Genomic DNA, 18592 nt, shown 5'->3' with positions numbered 1-18592 from the left:
ATGAGTTTATATCCACCAGGAAGCGTGTAAACAACAGTTTCTGTATCTGGTTCACTGATCGAGTATTGCAAACCAACATTTTTGAGAATGACCATCTAGCTCACCAGTGGCATGCTTGCTGCCTTTTGCAGGGGATAAAGCCATGCTTATTGGGTATGTCAGGGTGTCAACAAATGACCAGAACACCGCATTACAGCGAACAGCGCTGGAATGCGCAGGATGTGAACTGATATTTGAAGACAAGATCAGCGGAAAAACCTCGGAGCGTCCCGGGCTAAAGCGCGGGCTTAAGACCCTGAGAAAGGGGGATACGCTTGTGGTCTGGAAATTAGATCGCCTTGGACGCAGCATGCGGCATCTTGTCCTGCTGGTAGAGGAGTTGCGGGACCGAGATATCAATTTTCGCAGCCTGACCGACAGTATAGATACGTCAACGCCAATGGGACGTTTCTTCTTTCACGTTATGGGGGCACTGGCTGAGATGGAGCGTGAGTTAATTGTGGAACGTACAAGAGCCGGTCTTGCGGCTGCCAGGGCTCAAGGGAGAGTCGGAGGGAGACGCCCAAAGTTTACATCGGAACAGTGGGCGCAGATGGGGAGATTAATTGCAGCTGGAGAATCACGCCAACGAGTTGCGCTTATTTTTGATGCTGGTATATCCACCCTTTATCGTAGGTTCCCGGCTTCATCATTTGAATGAGATAAGCTGCGTGGCGTTTTAATTTGCACCGTGCGCAATATCGGTTTTTCGCTCGGTTGCTGCGGTGCATAATTTAATGCGTTTCGGTGCGAAAAATTTCGCCGCGCTACATCTCGAACATTCCATATCCTGTCTAAACCATAACATACTCAGGACCGCGTGCGTCCAGGGTTTTTTGGGATCTTTGTTAAAATTTTGTGGCCGAGCGACCGCTGAGCAAACGCCTTCTGGCGAGCAAAAGGGCAGCTCTAAGCTAAATAATGAACGCGCTGAATTTGTCTTTGTGGCGGACAATGTACTCCGGGAAGTTATCAACCGTTAGCTCTTGCTTGATTAACGTCCTGTCCCGCCCCCAGATATCTTCCGCATTTTTAATGACCTTCATGATGTGTTCCGGGTTGTTAAACTCAGGAAGATCGTATTCAGTATGGGATATGGTCGACATTTTTTCTGAGATGCGCTCGGGTGTCATTACCCACGAGAAGTGCCAGCCACCATTGTCAATGATGCTGTTGTTAATCTTGAACCAGTTCCACTTTAGCCAGGACCAGTTTTTAACGCTTCGGGTGCGTTTAAGATTCCTGAATGATTCAGGTTCGCCGCCAAAGAAACTAACGAGATTTTTATATTGTGTGGCTCGCGGTAATTTACATTTTCTTGGCGTGTTGTCAGTATTAAAAACCTGCAGGTTAAACTGATAATTATAGAAATTCTGATAAATAGTGGTGCAGAGCTTTTTGGGATTTATCGATGCTACCACCTGTGGTGAAAATATCTCATCGACATCGGAAACTAAAATCAAATCATCATCGTTGGCATGCGTCAAACCCTGCATGATGGCATTCCTCTGCGCGGCTTCATTTGCCCACGCATCCACCACCATTCCCTCTGGCAGACCCGGAATCACCTCCCGAGCCGGGTGTGATTCTTCAGCGGCTTTCGTAATCGGTTCTTTATCATGAACAACGTAGATAATTTTATCTTTAAACTGGCTGTATTTATTAATGTCAAAATGCAGCGGCCTCTTTTTACCGGTAAAGGTATGGGTTGACTCAACGATAACGAAGCGATCGACAACGTCCGCGAGCGTGTTCAGCCTGATTTCGAGAAGCATATCTTCATCGTAATATAAGAAGCAGTCATAGATCATTACCGAAGTCCCTCATTTTTGCGCCCGCATTGCGCTTTTCCCAACGCATTCGCCGGTTTCATTTCGCGCAATGCTAACTGAGCGCCCTCGCCCTGTGCAATAGTGGGCTGCTTTATCATTCTTTTTTAAACGGAATGCATCCGCTATGCAGTGAGCGAAGACGCCAGCCAGGCTTAAAAGTGGGACTTAACGGATGCCTCTATTTCATCGAGCAGTTCAAAGCGACGGCGGTATTCGGCGCGTTTTTTACTGGCAATTTCTTCAAGGGATTTACGCTCCATCTGCAGCGGCAGTTGCCAGCAGAAGCTTGAAAGTTTTTTACCGTCCAGAGATGCCCAAAATTCATCGTAGCTGGCATGGAAATGGCGGCCTTTGCTCAGGCGATATCGCAACGCGCGGAAAACGTGCCCCTCGTCGCTGACGGCAAAAATCGCCCGGACAGATGACTGTGCAGCCAGCTGAAAAAGAACTTCCATTAAAACGCGCTTAGGGAACAGGCCGTGACAGGCGCGGGTGGCCTGTTTAATGACGTCTCGCGATACGCAGCGACGGGGTCCCTGAAGCCCGCCAATGACCATGACTTGCTGACCGTTGCTGCGCGCGACGCTAAAGGTCAGGCTGGCCAGCAGCGTATCCTCGTTGTCGCGTAGCCACAGCGTGCTTTCGCCTTCGCGCTCGGCTTTCCCCGCAGAAGAGGCATTGACCGTATAGGTTACGCCGTCTTTGGCGTGGAACTGCACAACGGTTTGCTCCTGCGGGCTGCTCAGGGCCTGAGCGAGACCGCTCTCTCTCAGGCTATCAATCCAGTAGTAATGGTTGACGATAGCGTCGGCGCGATCGTTAGCCGTCAGGCCGCGCATCAGATACTGTCGGTGGGTCTTGCTGGGCAACGTAATTTGAGAGGCCAGCAGCCTGTCGAAATCGTCGCGACCCGAAAGGGCTTCCAGCATGCGATGGGTAGAAGACCAGAACAGAAGCGAGCGTAAAAGGAACTTCAGGCGATATTCGCGTTTACGCCAGATTGGACCCGGCACGCGTTTGCCGTTCACCAGCTCGGAAATAATATTTGTGCGATGCGGATAGAAAACATCGTTATGCAGGTGCGTATTAGACACGTGAAGACCCCTCTTTTTTTATACCCTTATTCTAAAGAGCCAATAAAAAGGGATTAATAGCGCGAGGATCTTTATTTCTGTTTGGTTTACCGTTTGTTTCACTTCGTGACGACCGCGCCGGTCTGTCGCCTTTTCTGCGGCGGCTATACTGTTTAAAGGAGGTTCTATGTATCAGCGAATTGAAGGTGGGATGTGGCGTCACGTCTGGGTTGTCAGCGATATACACGGTTGTTACCAGTGGCTTATGGATGAGCTTAAACGCCGTCACTTTAACCCGTATGAGGATTTACTTATTTCGGTCGGGGATGTGATCGATCGTGGCCCTGATAGCGTTAAATGCCTGCAGTTAATTCATGAAAAATGGTTTCGTGCCGTGCGGGGAAACCATGAGCAAATGGCTCTCGACAGTCTGGATAATAACGATTTTTCTCTCTGGACGATGAATGGCGGAATATGGTTTTCGCATCTTGAACGCGACCAGCAACAGCTGGCCCTGTCGTTGCTCGACGCCTGTCGCGATTTACCGCATATCATCGAGATAACCTGTGCGAACGGTCTGAATGTGATTGCCCATGCGGATTATCCGGCCGCGGAATACCGATGGCAAAAACCGGTTTGCGCCCAGCGCGTCTTATGGAACCGCGACAGACTGATGGGATTTATGGTGGGTAAAGGAGAGGGCATCAGCGGCGCGGATCATTTCTGGTTTGGGCATACGCCTCTCGACAGAAGGTATGATTTTAATAATCTTCACTACATTGATACGGGGGCTGTTTTCGACGGTTACTTTACGCTGGCGCAGCTGCAGTAATAAATAACCCGCCTTCGGGCGGGTTCTCTTTAGGTCAGGCAAGACGCATGACCCAGGCATCGGTTTTGCTATCGTAATGCTCGCGGTAAAGGACAGAATGTTCGCCATCAAGTATTGCCGGGACGCTGGTGTCTGCATCCCATGCATCGAGCTGCATGCACAAATCCGGGTCGGATTTGCAGGGAATACTTAACGTTCGATCGCCTTGTGCTTCGCCGCGCAGCTCTGCGTCGTCGATCTCAAAAGCGCCAATACGCACGCTGGTTTTCGTCATAGTGCTCTCCGGGTCGGTTGTCAAAATCTGGTATGACCAGTGCGATCACCCATTTTTGATCGTAGACAAGGAGAGCAAAATCGCCAGTAAAAAAATGCGCTTTTTTTCAGGCTGTGCGATCGTTACCGGTAAACAGACGGCCGTCCCGAACCAGCTCGCGCGGATAGCTGTTTTTCAGCCTTGAGCCGACCTTTTTTGCCAGCCCCAGCGGATATCCCTGATACGTCACTATCACTTCATCGCCTGATGGCGTGCTGTCCGGATAGACATCGCGGCCACGGTACCACTCTTCGGCTTCCTGATGCGTCAGGGCAAAGGTATTCTCGCGTCCGGCAAGGGCGATAACGGCCTCATGCTGCCAGCGATACCCTTTATTATGCACTTCCGCCAGGCGGATCCCGATTCGCGAAAAACGGACCTTTCCGATGAGCGGCTCGATCTGTGCCGGGAACAGCCATATCTCTTTATCACGCATCCAGGGGTGCAGGCTCTCATCCCAGACCAGTCCGACCTTTTTGGCGGCGGCTTCAAGCTGTGCTGCATCGCGGCCTTTAAGAGGGGAAAACGGGAAGTTGCCGACCTTGAATTTAGGTGCGGGCAGGGGCTCAACCGCCTGCGTTTTACGCAAACGCGCCACAAAAAAACCTTCGCAGTCGTAAATCTGCGGGAACACGTGAAGGAAACCCTCCGGCGTGACCGCCTCCTGTGCCGAGGCGAACAGGCCGTTAAGCGGCAGGAACTCAACTGCCTCCGGGTAGTTCGCTTTCAGCCACAGGCAGACGTCTTCGTTTTCATCGCGGTTTAAGGTGCACGTTGAATAGACCAGCGTGCCGCCAGGGCGCAACGCGTGAAATGCGCTGTCGATCAGCTCGCGCTGCGTGGCGGCGATCTCAAGGTTGCTCTCAACTGACCAGTTTTTTAACGCGTCGGGATCTTTACGCACCACCCCTTCGCCGGAGCAGGGCGCGTCCAGCAGAATGGCATCGAAGGCTTCCGGTAAAGCGGCGCCAAACACGCGTCCGTCGAAGTGCGTCAGGGCAACATTATGAATACCGCAGCGGCTGATGTTGGCATGCAGCACCTTCACGCGGCTGGCGGAAAACTCGTTGGCGAGGATCGCCCCGTGGTTACCCATTCGGGCGGCAATTTGCGTGGTTTTTGAGCCAGGAGCGGCGGCAACATCCATCACGCGTTCAGGCGCATTGCCATCGGCGAACAGGGCGGCCACCGGCAGCATCGAGCTGGCTTCCTGAATATAGAACAGGCCGCTCAGATGTTCAGCGGTACTGCCCAGCGGCAGCGAGGCTTCGTCATCGCGTTCGATCCAGAACCCCTCGGCGCACCACGGTACCGGCGTAAGCTGCCAGCCGTACGGCGAGACCAGCGCCAGAAAATCATCGACGCTGATTTTCAGCGTGTTGACGCGAATACTTCGGCGTAACGGACGCTGGCAGGCGGCGATAAAATCATCTAACGACAGGTGAGAAGGAAGCGCCTCGCGCATCTGCGCCAGGAATTGTTCAGGAAGAAATACGGAGTTTTGAGCCACGGGCACACCACAGGGAAAAGTTCAGGTGCGCAGTGTAACATAAAGGCTCCGGTGCGTTGACACCGGAGCCTGTCAGATTAACGCGGCAGGGCGGTTCCCCATTCGCGCCACTCTTTCGGTTCGCTTTCGAGCAGCAGGAAGTGTTTACCCGGCTGCGCTTTCGGCGCCAGCGGCGTGCCCGGCGGCGTGGCAAACGCGATACCGCCGCGAATGAACTGGTTGAAGGTGCCGGTTTTCACCACGCCTCCCGTCAGGCCAAAGTCCAGCGAATAGCCGGATGCCAGCCAGAATACCGAGTTATTACGGACCAGGTGCTGGTAGCGTTCGCTGATGCGTAACGCCACCATTACGCGGTCGGAGAGCGTACCGAGCGTCAGGCCCGTGACCGTACCCACTTCAATGCCGCGGAACAGAACCGGGGTGCCGATGCTCAGCGAGCCCGCTTCCGGCACTTCCACCACGATGCTCAGGCCGCCAAGGTAGCGCGAGTCGGTGATTGTGGCTTCCTGAAGCTCGAAATCACGACGGGCATTGCCCTGGCCCGGCTCAACGTTGATGTACGGCTGCAAAATGGTGTCGAGATGCTCAACGCCCGCGGCCGAGATCTGCGGCGTCACTACCGAGAAGCGCGAACCCGTCCGGGCGAAGGTCTGCACATATTCCGGGTACAGCACGGCGGTGGCCTGCACCTCGTTGCGCGAGGTAATCAGCGTCAGCTTCTGGATTTGTCCAATATCAATGCCCAGATAGCGGATTGGCATGCCTTCCGCCAGCTTACCGGCATCAAACGCGTGCAGGGTAATCTGTCCACCCACGGCGCGTGCGGCGGTTTCGGACGGGAAGAGAATACGCTTATCGCCTTTACGCAGATTCGCCCCCGCGCCGCTGAGATTATCGAAGCTTATCGCGCCGCGCAGCGCGCGTGAGAGCGGGGAGGCCTGCACGGTCAGCCCGTTACCGTTAAGCTGAACTTTCGCGCCGCCTTCGGCCCAGAAGACGCTGTTTGGCGTCAGCAGCTTGCGGTACTCCGGCTTGATATGCAGTTCGATATCAAACGCGTCCGCACGCGGGCGAACGGCGATCACTTCCCCAACTTCAAACTTGCGATACAGCACCACGGATCCTGCCTGTACGTCCGGCAGCGTCTCGGCGCTTAATGTCAGCGTGGTGGTCGGGAGATCGCTCAGGCTGTTTTCAACCGCTTTCTCCAGGTTGGCATACAGCGGATAGCTGTCGCGAACGGGGCCTTTATCACCGGGCAGAATGCGGATGCCGCCGTTAACCCATTCGCTGGCGCTGGCGCCGAGGAATTCCACGCCGTCCAGTCCCACCTTCACATCGACGCGACTGTTCACCACGAATTTGCTGTCGCCGTGCACCAGGTCGCTGTACTGCGGATCGATGGCGACCGAGAAGGTCACGCCATTCGCGGAGAGCTTACGCTCCAGCACCTGGCCGACCTGCACGCCGTGTAAAATTAACGGCTGGCCGGCTTCGATTCCGTAACTTTCTGGCGCATTCAGCGTGACGGTCACTACGCCCGGCTTTTGCAGCAGGGATTTATCCGCCGGGGCAATCACGAAGCTATTGCTGGGCTCACCTTCACCGGGGATGAGTTCAAACGTATTGCCGGTCAACAGCGTGCTGAGGCTGGCATCGTTCAGGGAGAGCTTTGGACTGCGCATTTCGATACGCGTTTTCTCGCGCAGGAGGTCGACCACGCTCGGATCGACAGTCATTTCTCCTGTGACCGAGCCGCCCGGGTTGAGCGTCATTTTGGTGAGCTGACCAACCTGCAACCCCTGATACATCAGCGGCGTTGAACCCGCTTTTAGCCCCTTAGCATCGGGCAGAGCGAGTTTGACGATCACGCCGCGCTGGCTGTGCGCCAGGTCTGCGTACAATCCAAATGAGTCATCCGCGGTGGCAGGGCTTGAGTTTTCCGGGGAGTCAAAAGCAATGGCACCATTCACCAGCGCGGCCAGACTCTCCAGCTTCACTTTCGCACCGCTCAGGCTGACGTCCGCATCCACGCCGGAGACGTTCCAGAAGCGGCTGCCTTTTTTCACCAGATTGGTGAAGCGACGCTCGATCAGCACGTCGATGGTGACGCCCTGTTTATTCGGGTTGATCGCGTAATCGTACACGCGGCCAACCGGGATTTTGCGGAAATAGACCAGCGAACCGCTGTTCAGAGAACCGAGATCCGGCGCCTGCAGATGAATCATTAAATCGCCGTTGTTGAGGCGGTACTTGGGCTGTGTATCCAGGGCAACAAAGTGATCCTGCGGCTCTCCTTTACCCGGCATCATGCCGATATAGTTACCGCCCACGAGCGCATCCAGCCCTGACACGCCGGCCAGAGACGCTTTTGGCGTGACCAGCCAGAACTGCGTTTCGCTGCGCAGGGCATCCTGCATGTCAGATTTAATACTGACCCGCACCTGAATCTTGTTCAGCCCTTTTCCAAGGGAGATGTCCTGAACCGTACCCACTTCAACCCCCTGGAAGCGAACGGGCGTTCGCCCGGCGACGATGCCGTCGGCGGTCTGGAAATCAATGGTGACGGTACTCCCGCGATCTTCATAGCTCGTCCAGATCAGCCAGCCTGCAATCATCAGGGCGATGACGGGCAGCAACCAGAATGGCGAAATGCGGCGTTTTGTTTTAATTCTCGCTTCAGTCGGCGAAGCGGGGGTTTCCTGACTCATGTGCATCCCAAAGTAAGCGGCTATCCAGCCATTCCACAGCAAGAATAGTCAATATCACCGCAGAGCCGAAATAAAAAGCCGCGGGTCCCATTGTAAAAGCAAGTAGCTGGTCGCGATTGATGAGCGACATCATCAGCGAAATCACGAACAGATCTAACATTGACCAGCGGCCAATCCAGGTGACGAACCGCAGCAGTAGAATGCGGGTCCGTAAGCCTTGTTCACACTTAAAGTGAATGCTGATGAGCAGGGTAAACATCACCACCACTTTGGTAAAGGGAACCAGGATACTGGCAATAAAGACGATCGCCGCCACCCCGACGTTGCTGTGCGCAAGGGAGATAATCCCGGAGAGGATAGTATCCTCCTGACGCCCGCCATTCACGTAAATGATGGAGATCGGCAGCATATTGGCTGGGATCAGAAACACCAGGGAGGCGATCAGCGCGGCCCAGCATTTTTGCAGGCTGTTGTTGCGCCGCAGTCTCAACGGAATGTGACACCGCGGGCAGCGCCCACGCGCGTCGGGCAAGCCGGTATAGTGGCATCCCAGACAGACGCGTAGATTTTCATCAGGACGCGTGGCGGGGCGCTGAGGGTAAAATCGCTCCCAGAGCTGTTCAACGTTAAGGTGGATCAGCGTCAGGATGCTCAGCAATACCAGGCTGATGAAAGCAAAAAGTCCGATGCCGGGCTGCAAAAAGGCGTAGTCCTGCACCTTTATTGACGCAACGCCCACGCCCACCAGATAAATATCCAGCATCACCCACTCTTTGAGCTTATCCAGCATCAGCAGAACCGGGCGAAGGTTCATGCCGAGAATATTACCAAACCACAGATAGGCAATGGCGGCGACCAGCACCAGCGGCGCACCAACGGTGCAGAAAAGCACCATGGCAGCGGTGATGGGATCGCCCTGACGGGTCATCTGCCAGATACCCTGCAGCACGTTGGCGTCAATGCGTACGCCAAGCAGGTAGAGTTTCAGCAGCGGTTCGCTCCAGGCGAAGGGCATCAGCAGCAGCATGGTGACGGCCATGGCGGCGAGGCGGGTGAGCGACCAGTCGCGGCCGTCGCGAATTTTGGCGTCGCAGCGCGGACAAAAGGCACTTTGGTGCGATTTCATCTTCGGCAACATAAAAAGCGTATCGCACTGGGGGCAACGCTGATAATGTGCACGTGGCAAAGCTTCGCTTACCGTATGGACAGTTATCTTTCTTGTCGGCGTAATTTTGGTTGTTTTTAAGGCCATCAGCTGCGCACAAATAAGTATTGTTGAAAGTTATAATAACTCATGAACGGATTCATCTTGAGCATGAGCGCATTTAATGCTTATTTTAATAGGCTATGCGGTAAATTTGTAAGACAACTAAGTGATTGAATAATGAACAAAACAGAATTCTACGCGGATCTGAACCGCGATTTTAAGGCATTGATGGCGGGTGAGACCAGCTTCTTAGCCACTCTCGCAAATACTAGCGCATTGCTGTTTGAACGTCTCTCTGACGTGAACTGGGCCGGCTTTTACCTCCTGGAAGGTGAAACGCTGGTGCTCGGTCCGTTCCAGGGCAAACTGGCCTGCGTGCGTATTCCGGTAGGGCGTGGCGTATGCGGCACGGCGGTGGCCGAAAATCAGGTCCAGCGTGTGGAAGACGTTCATGCGTTTGACGGGCACATTGCCTGTGACGCCGCCAGTAATTCTGAAATCGTTCTGCCGCTGGTGGTAAAAAATCAGATTATTGGCGTTCTGGATATCGACAGTACGGTCTTCAGTCGCTTTACAACCGAGGACGAACAGGGGCTACGCGAGCTGGTGGCGAATCTGGAAAACGTACTCGCTGCAACCGATTATCAAAAATTCTTTGCGAGCGTCGCAGGATAATCAACGGATAACGTAGCATTTACTGATAGCGTCATTATAATGACGCCTGTTCATGCCTGCGCTTGTTGGCAACGTCCGTTGTAATCAGGAAATTTCATGGAAAATCAACCTAAGTTGAATAGCAGTAAAGAAGTTATCGCATTTCTGGCCGAGCGTTTCCCGCAGTGCTTCAGCGCGGAAGGTGAAGCTCGTCCCCTGAAAGTCGGTATTTTTCAGGATCTGGTGGCGCGTGTTGAAGGGGAAATGAACCTCAGCAAAACTCAGCTGCGTTCCGCCTTACGTCTTTATACTTCGAGCTGGCGCTACCTGTACGGTATCAAACCTGGCGCGACCCGCGTGGATCTCGACGGCAACCCGTGTGGTGAGCTGGACGAGCAGCACGTTGAGCACGCGCGCAAGCAGCTTGAAGAAGCCAAAGCACGCGTTCAGGCACAACGTGCAGAACAGCAGGCGAAAAAACGCGAAGCCGCAGCGGCAAACGGCCAGGAAGAAGCGCCTCGTCGTGAGCGTAAACCACGCCCTGCGCCGCGCCGTCACGATAATAACGATCGCAAACCGCGTGCAGACAAACCAGCAGCAAAAGCCCCGCGTGCCCCTCGTGAAGAGCCGCGCCATACGCCGGTTTCTGACATTAACGCCCTGAGCGTAGGTCAGGCACTGAAGGTAAAAGCGGGTAACAATGCTATGGACGCCACCGTACTGGAAATCACCAAAGATGGCGTTCGTGTACAGCTGACTTCTGGTATGTCAATGATTGTACGCGCAGAACACTTGTTGTTCTGAAACGGAGGCCAAGCCTGGCATGAACACTTTTTTTAAGCTCACCGCGCTGGCGGGCCTGTTTGCCATAACAGGTCACGCTTTTGCAGTGGACGATATTACGCGTGTTGATCAAATTCCGGTTCTCAAGGAAGAGACGCAGCACGCGACGGTGAGCGAGCGCGTGACCTCACGTTTTACCCGCTCGCACTATCGTCAGTTCGATCTCGATCAGGCCTTTTCGGCCAAAATCTTTGACCGCTATCTGAACTTGCTGGATTACAGCCATAACGTTTTGCTCGCCAGCGATGTCGAGCAGTTCGCTAAGCGCAAATCCGAGGTGGGTGACGAGTTGCGTTCTGGCAAGCTGGATCTGTTCTACGATCTCTACAACCTGTCGCAAAAGCGCCGCTTTGAACGCTATCAGTACGCGCTGAAAGTGCTGGAACGTCCGATGGACTTCACCGGTACTGACACCTTTAATCTGGATCGCAGTAAAGCACCCTGGCCGAAAGATGAAGCCGAGTTGAATGCGCTGTGGGACGGTAAAGTTAAATACGACGAACTGAGTCTTAAGCTGACCGGCAAAGACGAAAAAGAGATCCGTGACACGCTGACGCGTCGTTACAAATTCGCCATTCGTCGTCTGGCGCAGACCAACAGTGAGGATGTTTTCTCACTCGCGATGACCGCCTTTGCGCACGAAATCGATCCGCACACCAACTATCTCTCTCCACGCAACACCGAACAGTTCAATACCGAGATGAGCCTGTCTCTGGAAGGTATCGGCGCGGTGCTGCAGATGGACGATGATTACACGGTGATCAATTCCATGGTCGCGGGTGGCCCGGCATCCAAAAGCAAAGCGATTAGCGTAGGCGATCGCATTGTGGGTGTAGGACAAACAGGCCAGAACATGGTCGACGTGATCGGCTGGCGTCTCGATGACGTGGTTGCGCTGATCAAAGGTCCGAAAGGCAGCAAGGTTCGTCTGGAAATTCTGCCTGCCGGTAAAGGCACCAAAACCCGTATCGTTACCCTGACCCGCGAGCGTATCCGTCTGGAAGACCGCGCGGTGAAAATGTCGGTGAAAACCGTGGGTAAAGAGAAGGTGGGTGTTCTGGATATTCCTGGCTTCTACGTGGGCCTGACTGACGATGTGAAGGTTCAGCTGCAGAAGCTTGAAAAGCAGAACGTCAGCAGCATTATCATCGACCTGCGCAGTAACGGCGGCGGGGCGCTGACGGAAGCGGTTTCACTCTCCGGTCTGTTCATTCCATCTGGTCCGGTGGTTCAGGTGCGCGATAACAACGGTAAAGTGCGTGAAGATGCCGACAACGACGGTGTGGTCTACTACAAAGGCCCGCTGGTGGTCCTGGTTGACCGCTTCAGTGCTTCCGCGTCTGAAATCTTTGCCGCTGCAATGCAGGACTATGGCCGCGCGCTGATCGTCGGTGAGCCAACCTTCGGGAAAGGCACCGTTCAGCAGTATCGCTCTCTGAATCGTATTTACGATCAGATGCTGCGTCCGGAATGGCCTGCGCTGGGCTCGGTTCAGTACACCATTCAGAAATTCTACCGCGTGAACGGTGGCAGTACGCAGCGTAAGGGCGTAACGCCGGACATCATGATGCCGACAGGCACGGAAGAGACCGAAACCGGCGAGAAGTTTGAAGATAACGCCTTGCCGTGGGACAGCATCAATGCCGCGACCTACGTGAAAGCGGGTGATATGACGCAATTTGGCCCTGAACTGCTGAAAGCGCATAACGACCGCATCGCGAAAGATCCGGAGTTCCAGTACATCATGAAGGACATTGCACGATTCAATGCCCTGAAAGATAAGCGGAATATCGTTTCTCTGAACTACGCACAGCGTGAGAAAGAGAATAACGAAGACGATGCAACCCGCCTGGCGCGTATCAACGATCGCTTCAAGCGCGAAGGTAAGCCTCTGCTCAAAAAACTGGACGATCTGCCAAAAGATTACCAGGAGCCGGATCCGTATCTGGACGAGACGGTGCATATCGCTCTCGACCTGGCGAATCAGGAAAAAGAGAAACCTGCCGTACAGCCCGCACCGGCAAAATAATCACCCAACAGGCACAAGGAATTGTGCCTGTTTCTTTTTGTTCTTCATCCTTCCGTCAGCCAGATTTCCAATTGTGTAAAGTTGTGTCTTTCTGGTGACTTACGCCCGCCGGATGCTTGAAAATAGCCGCAATACCCATACGATGTGGGTAATCGCATAGTGCGTTTTGTTAAACTGAGGTAAAAAGAAAATTATGATGCGAATCGCGCTCTTCCTGCTCACCAACCTGGCGGTCATGGTGGTTTTCGGGCTCGTGCTAAGCCTGACAGGAATTCAGTCGAGCAGCGTTCAGGGTCTGTTGATTATGGCGCTGCTGTTTGGTTTTGGTGGCTCGTTCATCTCCCTGCTGATGTCGAAGTGGATGGCACTGAAATCGGTGGGTGGTGAGGTTATTGAACAGCCGCGTAACGATATGGAACAGTGGCTGATGAATACGGTGGCTCAGCAATCCCGTCAGGCCGGGATCGCCATGCCGCAGGTGGCGATTTACCATGCCCCGGACATCAACGCTTTCGCGACGGGCGCCCGTCGCGATGCGTCACTGGTTGCCGTCAGCACCGGATTGCTGCAGAACATGAGCCGTGACGAAGCCGAAGCGGTTATTGCCCACGAAATCAGCCATATCGCCAACGGTGACATGGTGACCATGACCCTGATTCAGGGCGTGGTGAACACCTTCGTGATCTTCATCTCCCGTATTCTGGCGCAGATCGCGGCAGGCTTTATGGGCGGCAACCGTGACGAAGGTGAAGAGAGCAACGGCAACCCGCTGATCTACTTCGCCGTTTCGATGGTTCTGGAACTGGTATTCGGTATTCTGGCCAGCATCATCACCATGTGGTTCTCCCGCCACCGTGAATTCCACGCGGATGCCGGCTCGGCGAAGCTGGTTGGTCGTGAGAAGATGATTGCCGCGCTGCAGCGCCTGAAAACCAGCTACGAGCCGCAGGAAGCGAACAGCATGATGGCCTTCTGCATTAACGGTAAATCTAAATCGCTGAGCGAGCTGTTTATGTCTCACCCGCCGCTGGATAAACGTATCGAAGCGCTGCGCAGTGGGGAATACCTGAAGTAACGCTAAGAACCCTAATAAGCCGGGCAGGAGAACACTCCGCCCGGCTTTTTTTATGCCTGAACTTTGGGCTGGGTCACCCGCAGGCCGCTGACGACCGCCGCGAGGGAAGCAAGGGCTCCCGCGGTGAGAAGCGCAACGTGGTTGCCGTTTTGTCCGGCGAGGTTAAACATCAGCGCGACCAGCGCTGCGCCGCTGCTTTGTCCCAGAAGGCGCGCGGTCCCCAGCATGCCGCTGGCACCACCGCTGTGATGGCGCGGCGCGGAGGTGATAATGGTGTGATTGTTAGGGGACTGGAACAGGCCAAACCCTGCGCCGCACAGGATCATGCGCCAGATGATGTCCAGATCGGTTGGCGAGGACGGTAGCAGAGCCAGCGCGAAAAGGCCTGTCGCCATCACCGCCAGCCCCAACGCTCCCAATAAACCGGCATGGACGCGTTCAATTAAGTAACCTGCCAGCGGCGCCATCACCATGGTCGCCAGCGGCCAGGGGGTTAACAGCAGGCCGGTCTCCACTTCTGAACGGCCGACCACGCTCTGCAGAAAGAAGGGCAGAGAAACCAGGGCCAGCATCTGGGCGCAGAACGAGCAGACGGACGTGCAAATGGAGAGGGAAAAGAGGGGAATACGCAGCAGATCGACCGGCAGCAAAGGCACGGGGAGAGTGAGCTGGCGGCGAACAAAGAAGAAGCCGATCGCCAGCAGGGCGATGAGCTCCGCGCCGGTAAGCATCAGGGACTGTCCCTGCGCAAAGCCGCTCAGCGCCGTAATCAGCAGGCCAAAGGTCAGGGCATTCATCACCGCACTCGCCACATCGAAGCGCGGCATGGTGCTTTTGGGACCGTTAGCGGGAAGAAAGCGCAGGGCAAAGAATATAGCGACAATGCCCAGCGGCACGTTAATAGCAAACAGCCATTGCCATGACGCAACGGAAAGGATCGCCGCCGCTATGGTTGGCCCGGCGGCTGAAGAGACGGCCACGATGAACGAGTTAATCCCCATGCCGCGCCCCAGATGACGCTGAGGATAAATTAAGCGGATTAACGCCGTGTTTACGCTCATGAGCGCCGCGCCGCCAAAACCCTGCGCAATGCGGGCAAGCGTCAGGGTATGCAGTGAATCTGAAAGGGCGCATAACAACGACGTGAAGGTGAAAACCACCAGACCGCACTGATACACCCGACGGTAACCGAACATATCGCCCAGGAAAGAGAACGAGAGCAGGGAAACCACAATCGCAATCTGATAGGCGTTAACGATCCATATCTAACTGGCGGGAGAGGCGTGCAGGTCGCTGGCGATGGTTGGCAGGGCAACGTTCGCGATTGCGCCGTCAAGGACGGCCATTGAGATACCAATAATGATGGTCGCTATAGCGCCATACCGCTGGGGTAAAGGCAGGCCATCGGAAAGGGTCTTTTCCATTAGGATTAAAAAAGCTCAGCGTGAAATTATTCTCAGGGTAACTATTTTAGCATTGTTACAGCCGCGATATGTCGCAGATTTGTAACGAAGTAAACGCGGATTGATTGCAGGTGACATGACGGGAACTTATAATAAAAACCGGTTCTGATTTTTATAAAACACTCTCTATGAGGTGGTAAATGGCTATTGCGGATTTGGATAAACAGCCAGATTCTGTTTCTTCCGTGCTGAAGGTGTTTGGTATCTTACAGGCGCTGGGGGAAGAGCGTGAAATAGGTATTACAGAGTTGTCGCAGCGCGTGATGATGTCTAAAAGCACCGTATATCGCTTTTTGCAAACCATGAAGTCGCTGGGCTACGTAGCCCAGGAAGGCGAATCTGAAAAATACTCTCTGACGCTGAAGCTGTTTGAGCTGGGCGCCCGTGCGCTACAAAATGTTGACCTGATCCGCAGCGCTGATATTCAGATGCGTGAAATCTCTCGCCTGACCAAAGAGACCATCCATCTCGGCGCGTTGGATGAAGACAGCATTGTGTACATCCATAAAATCGACTCCATGTACAATTTGCGCATGTATTCGCGCATTGGTCGTCGCAACCCGCTCTACAGCACCGCGATTGGTAAGGTTCTGCTGGCGTGGCGCGATCGTGAAGAAGTGAAGCAGATCCTCGAAGGCGTGGAATACAAGCAAAGTACCTCACGAACCATTACCAGCACGGACGCGCTGTTAACGGTGCTCGATCGCGTACGCGAGCAGGGGTATGGCGAAGATAACGAAGAGCAGGAAGAAGGGCTGCGCTGCATCGGCGTTCCGGTGTTTGACCGTTTCGGCGTGGTAATTGCGGGCTTAAGTATCTCCTTCCCAACCTTACGCTTCTCCGAAGAGCGTCTGCATGAGTATGTGGCTATTTTGCACACTGCCGCACGTAAGATTTCTGAACAGATGGGGTATCACGACTACCCGTTCTAATCTCTGTTCGCATAAAAAAACGCCGCATCTGTTGCGGCGTTTTTGTCGGTCATTTACCCGGCTGATTAGCCATTATCAATCACGACGGATGTCTTACGCAGGACCGGACAGTGGGTTAAGCCCACGATCCCGCTTTCAGTATGCAGATATTGCGCAGTGCTCACGCCCTGTGCCGTTAAATATTTACACTGAATTCCTAAGCCGGCTGCGTTCTCGGTGCTTCCCACAAGCACGCCATAACCCGTTAGCAGAAGGCCAATCCAGACAATGGCCAGTGCAACAATTGTTCGAATGATTAACCGCATCATTTCCTCTTTTATCGTTGTTATCATAATGCTAGCGTAAACGGTTTACGCGACGAAACAAGTGCAGGAATCTGAAAAAAGCGCGATGGAGGCACAGTTAGCCCTTGTTTAAGATAAGCGTGATAACCTCGTTACATCAGGTCATTAGACGGAGTGTGGAGTGAAAAAAATACGCTGGGTAATTCTGATTATCGTGCTGATAGCGTGCGTGGTGTTATGGACGCAGACGATCAATGTGATGTGCGATCAGGATGTACAGTTTTTTAGCGGCGTTTGCGCAATCAATAAATTTATTCCGTGGTAACACGCATTTTTTCTCAAGGTGATTTCCTTCCTTCGCGCCAGTGGTAAAATAGACGTTTTTATTGAGGTGGTGAAATGGGTGAGTTACTGAATTCAGGGCTGCTGAATATAGCATCCCTGATGATTTCTTTGGTTGTTCTGCTTGTGGGGCTGGTCATTTGGTTTTTCGTGAACCGCGCCAGTTCCCGTACTAACGAGCAGATTGAACTGCTGGAAGCGCTGCTCGATCAGCAAAAACGTCAGAATGCGCTGCTGCGCCGTCTGTGTGAGGCTAACGAACCGGAAGAGAAAGACGCGCCGAAAGACGCGGTCGCTGAAGATAACAAAGACGAAGACGACTTTATCCGCCTGGTGGCTGAGCGTTAATCTTTTGTCTGGGAGGTGGCTGTGGTCTGGAAAAATCCCTGGTATGACCCCTCCCTGAAACATCACACCCCGAACGGTTTTCGCAATACCGATCCTGTCGGACATCAGCCCGGCGATCTTGACCGCTGGCGTAAAGCACGTAAAGAGGCCGGTTTACCGAAGCCGCCCGCGCTGGGTTATGAAGACTTTATCCACCAGTGGTGGCAACCGGTTGAGCTTACGCAATCTCATGAAGATGGGGTGTGGTGGCTCGGACACGCAAGCGTGTTGCTGCAGCTGGACGGCAATATCCTCCTTACCGATCCGGTGTTTTCACGGCGCGCTTCTCCGCTCCCTTTCCTGGGTCCACAGCGTAAAACACCTCCCGCGCTGTCAGTCGATCAACTTCATCAGCTTGATGCGGTCGTCATCTCCCATAATCATTACGATCATCTTGATGACGCGACCATTCGCCGTATCCTCAAACGCTTCCCCGACGTCAGTTTTTTTGTTCCGCTGGGGCTTGCCGACTGGTTTCGCCGTCGGGGGGCAAAACGCGTGGTTGAGCTCGACTGGTGGCAGAGTTTCACCTGGCAGGAGATGACGCTGACCGCCGTACCGGCACAGCACTGGAGTATGCGCACGCCATGGAACCGCAATCGCTCATTATGGTGCGGCTGGGTTATGGAAGGTCGACATCATCGTTTCTGGTTCAGCGGCGATACGGGGTATTCGCCCGAGCTGCTGTTGATACCTAAACGTCTGGGCCATATCGATGCTGCCGCGTTACCGATAGGTGCCTATGCCCCACGATGGTTCATGGCTGTCCATCATATGGATCCGCAATCCGCGGTGGCATTATGGCAGCAGTTGGGCTGCCCTCTGGCGTTTCCCATTCACTGGGGCGTGTTTGAACTGGCAGATGAAGCGCTTGATGAACCTGTGCGGGAGTTAACTGACGCGCTAGATAATTTAGCACCAGTTAATCATTCTTTCAGGATACTGAAAATTGGCGAATATTTATCCTTATAAACGAAGCGATTAATTGTTGCATATATTCTGTATGTAAACGCGCGCAGAAATGTTTTATTTATATCGAAACGTTTTGCTTGCCTTCTTTTGATGC

At 53.9% G+C, this 18592-nt stretch carries 17 protein-coding genes and 1 pseudogene; 10 read left to right on the top strand and 8 right to left on the bottom strand.

What is annotated here, in order from left to right; translation table 11 throughout:
* Positions 1-142: 142 nt before the first annotated feature.
* Entirely contained in the window at positions 143-700 is a 558-nt protein-coding gene (locus QMN93_RS01790; protein WP_065944677.1) for a recombinase family protein, read from the top strand.
* 253 nt (positions 701-953) lie between these two features.
* Here QMN93_RS01790 and QMN93_RS01785 read toward each other — a convergent pair whose 3' ends face one another.
* Positions 954-1850 (bottom strand): benzoate transporter, encoded by an 897-nt coding sequence (locus QMN93_RS01785; protein ID WP_182383729.1) that lies wholly within the window; start codon positions 1848-1850, stop codon positions 954-956.
* Between the two features lie 173 nt (positions 1851-2023).
* Positions 2024-2965: a VirK/YbjX family protein gene (locus QMN93_RS01780; protein WP_182383728.1), complete on the bottom strand. Its 942-nt coding sequence runs from the start codon at positions 2963-2965 to the stop codon at positions 2024-2026.
* A gap of 166 nt (positions 2966-3131) precedes the next feature.
* Here QMN93_RS01780 and pphA point away from each other — a divergent pair, with 166 nt between their 5' ends.
* Positions 3132-3776 (top strand): protein-serine/threonine phosphatase, encoded by a 645-nt coding sequence (gene pphA, locus QMN93_RS01775; RefSeq protein WP_182383727.1) that lies wholly within the window; start codon positions 3132-3134, stop codon positions 3774-3776.
* 34 nt (positions 3777-3810) lie between these two features.
* Here pphA and QMN93_RS01770 read toward each other — a convergent pair whose 3' ends face one another.
* The 4 genes from QMN93_RS01770 to yebS form a co-directional block, all read right to left on the bottom strand.
* Complete coding sequence (locus QMN93_RS01770) at positions 3811-4050, bottom strand: YebV family protein (protein WP_008500472.1); 240 nt, start codon at positions 4048-4050, stop codon at positions 3811-3813.
* A gap of 106 nt (positions 4051-4156) precedes the next feature.
* On the bottom strand, positions 4157-5605 hold the full coding sequence (gene rsmF, locus QMN93_RS01765) for a 16S rRNA (cytosine(1407)-C(5))-methyltransferase RsmF (protein WP_213787121.1): 1449 nt from the start codon (positions 5603-5605) through the stop codon (positions 4157-4159).
* Between the two features lie 71 nt (positions 5606-5676).
* Positions 5677-8310 (bottom strand): PqiB family protein, encoded by a 2634-nt coding sequence (locus QMN93_RS01760; RefSeq protein ID WP_033145835.1) that lies wholly within the window; start codon positions 8308-8310, stop codon positions 5677-5679.
* Positions 8279-9562 (bottom strand): membrane integrity lipid transport subunit YebS, encoded by a 1284-nt coding sequence (gene yebS / locus QMN93_RS01755; protein WP_023312213.1) that lies wholly within the window; start codon positions 9560-9562, stop codon positions 8279-8281. The genes QMN93_RS01760 and yebS overlap by 32 nt, the downstream gene beginning before the upstream one ends.
* Before the next feature lie 132 nt (positions 9563-9694).
* Here yebS and QMN93_RS01750 point away from each other — a divergent pair, with 132 nt between their 5' ends.
* The 4 genes from QMN93_RS01750 (at position 9695) to htpX (ending at position 14118) form a co-directional block, all read left to right on the top strand.
* The gene (locus QMN93_RS01750) at positions 9695-10192 is read left to right on the top strand and encodes a GAF domain-containing protein (protein WP_008500476.1); all 498 of its coding nucleotides are present in this window, start codon (positions 9695-9697) and stop codon (positions 10190-10192) included.
* A 96-nt stretch (positions 10193-10288) separates the two neighbouring features.
* The gene (proQ, locus tag QMN93_RS01745; protein WP_014884292.1) at positions 10289-10975 is read left to right on the top strand and encodes an RNA chaperone ProQ; all 687 of its coding nucleotides are present in this window, start codon (positions 10289-10291) and stop codon (positions 10973-10975) included.
* Positions 10976-10994: 19 nt separating this feature from the next.
* A complete protein-coding gene (gene prc / locus QMN93_RS01740) occupies positions 10995-13043 on the top strand; it encodes a carboxy terminal-processing peptidase (RefSeq protein ID WP_029741991.1) in 2049 nt (682 codons plus the stop codon).
* Positions 13044-13236: 193 nt separating this feature from the next.
* Positions 13237-14118 carry a protease HtpX gene (gene htpX, locus QMN93_RS01735; protein WP_014884290.1) on the top strand — a complete coding sequence of 294 codons (882 nt, stop codon included), beginning with the start codon at positions 13237-13239 and terminating at the stop codon, positions 14116-14118.
* Between the two features lie 50 nt (positions 14119-14168).
* Here the strand turns inward: htpX and QMN93_RS01730 are convergent.
* A pseudogene (locus QMN93_RS01730) lies at positions 14169-15542 on the bottom strand (MFS transporter).
* Between the two features lie 179 nt (positions 15543-15721).
* Here QMN93_RS01730 and kdgR point away from each other — a divergent pair.
* Positions 15722-16513, top strand: coding sequence for a DNA-binding transcriptional regulator KdgR (kdgR, locus tag QMN93_RS01725; RefSeq protein ID WP_023312208.1), 792 nt, complete (start codon positions 15722-15724; stop codon positions 16511-16513).
* A gap of 65 nt (positions 16514-16578) precedes the next feature.
* On the opposite strand, the gene QMN93_RS01720 is transcribed toward kdgR, so the two are convergent.
* A complete protein-coding gene (locus QMN93_RS01720; protein WP_121424153.1) occupies positions 16579-16818 on the bottom strand; it encodes a YobH family protein in 240 nt (79 codons plus the stop codon).
* Between the two features lie 160 nt (positions 16819-16978).
* Between QMN93_RS01720 and mgrB the strand changes: the two genes are divergently transcribed.
* The 3 genes from mgrB to QMN93_RS01705 all read left to right on the top strand — a co-directional run bounded on the left by mgrB (position 16979) and on the right by QMN93_RS01705 (position 18498).
* Positions 16979-17122: a PhoP/PhoQ regulator MgrB gene (gene mgrB, locus QMN93_RS01715; RefSeq protein ID WP_006175995.1), complete on the top strand. Its 144-nt coding sequence runs from the start codon at positions 16979-16981 to the stop codon at positions 17120-17122.
* Between the two features lie 74 nt (positions 17123-17196).
* Positions 17197-17487, top strand: coding sequence for a YebO family protein (locus tag QMN93_RS01710; protein ID WP_024909723.1), 291 nt, complete (start codon positions 17197-17199; stop codon positions 17485-17487).
* 21 nt (positions 17488-17508) lie between these two features.
* Entirely contained in the window at positions 17509-18498 is a 990-nt protein-coding gene (locus tag QMN93_RS01705) for an MBL fold metallo-hydrolase (RefSeq protein ID WP_193139469.1), read from the top strand.
* Positions 18499-18592 lie beyond the last annotated feature (94 nt).

It is taken from the genome of Enterobacter sp. R-1.6.2 (assembly GCF_035064085.1).
In the GTDB taxonomy this organism is placed as follows: Bacteria; Pseudomonadota; Gammaproteobacteria; order Enterobacterales; family Enterobacteriaceae; genus Enterobacter; species Enterobacter asburiae_B.
This window is presented reverse-complemented; position numbering and strand designations above follow the sequence as displayed.

Bases quoted from the DNA above. Each gene is read 5' to 3' on its own strand.
- QMN93_RS01790 (WP_065944677.1), top strand. From the start codon at position 143: ATGCTTATTGGGTATGTCAGGGTGTCAACAAATGACCAGAACACCGCA.
- QMN93_RS01785 (WP_182383729.1), bottom strand. From the start codon at position 1,850: ATGATCTATGACTGCTTCTTATATTACGATGAAGATATGCTTCTCGAA.
- pphA (WP_182383727.1), top strand. From the start codon at position 3,132: ATGTATCAGCGAATTGAAGGTGGGATGTGGCGTCACGTCTGGGTTGTC.
- QMN93_RS01770 (WP_008500472.1), bottom strand. From the start codon at position 4,050: ATGACGAAAACCAGCGTGCGTATTGGCGCTTTTGAGATCGACGACGCA.
- QMN93_RS01760 (WP_033145835.1), bottom strand. From the start codon at position 8,310: ATGAGTCAGGAAACCCCCGCTTCGCCGACTGAAGCGAGAATTAAAACA.
- yebS (WP_023312213.1), bottom strand. From the start codon at position 9,562: ATGGCCTTAAAAACAACCAAAATTACGCCGACAAGAAAGATAACTGTC.
- QMN93_RS01750 (WP_008500476.1), top strand. From the start codon at position 9,695: ATGAACAAAACAGAATTCTACGCGGATCTGAACCGCGATTTTAAGGCA.
- proQ (WP_014884292.1), top strand. From the start codon at position 10,289: ATGGAAAATCAACCTAAGTTGAATAGCAGTAAAGAAGTTATCGCATTT.
- prc (WP_029741991.1), top strand. From the start codon at position 10,995: ATGAACACTTTTTTTAAGCTCACCGCGCTGGCGGGCCTGTTTGCCATA.
- htpX (WP_014884290.1), top strand. From the start codon at position 13,237: ATGATGCGAATCGCGCTCTTCCTGCTCACCAACCTGGCGGTCATGGTG.
- kdgR (WP_023312208.1), top strand. From the start codon at position 15,722: ATGGCTATTGCGGATTTGGATAAACAGCCAGATTCTGTTTCTTCCGTG.
- QMN93_RS01720 (WP_121424153.1), bottom strand. From the start codon at position 16,818: ATGCGGTTAATCATTCGAACAATTGTTGCACTGGCCATTGTCTGGATT.
- QMN93_RS01710 (WP_024909723.1), top strand. From the start codon at position 17,197: ATGGGTGAGTTACTGAATTCAGGGCTGCTGAATATAGCATCCCTGATG.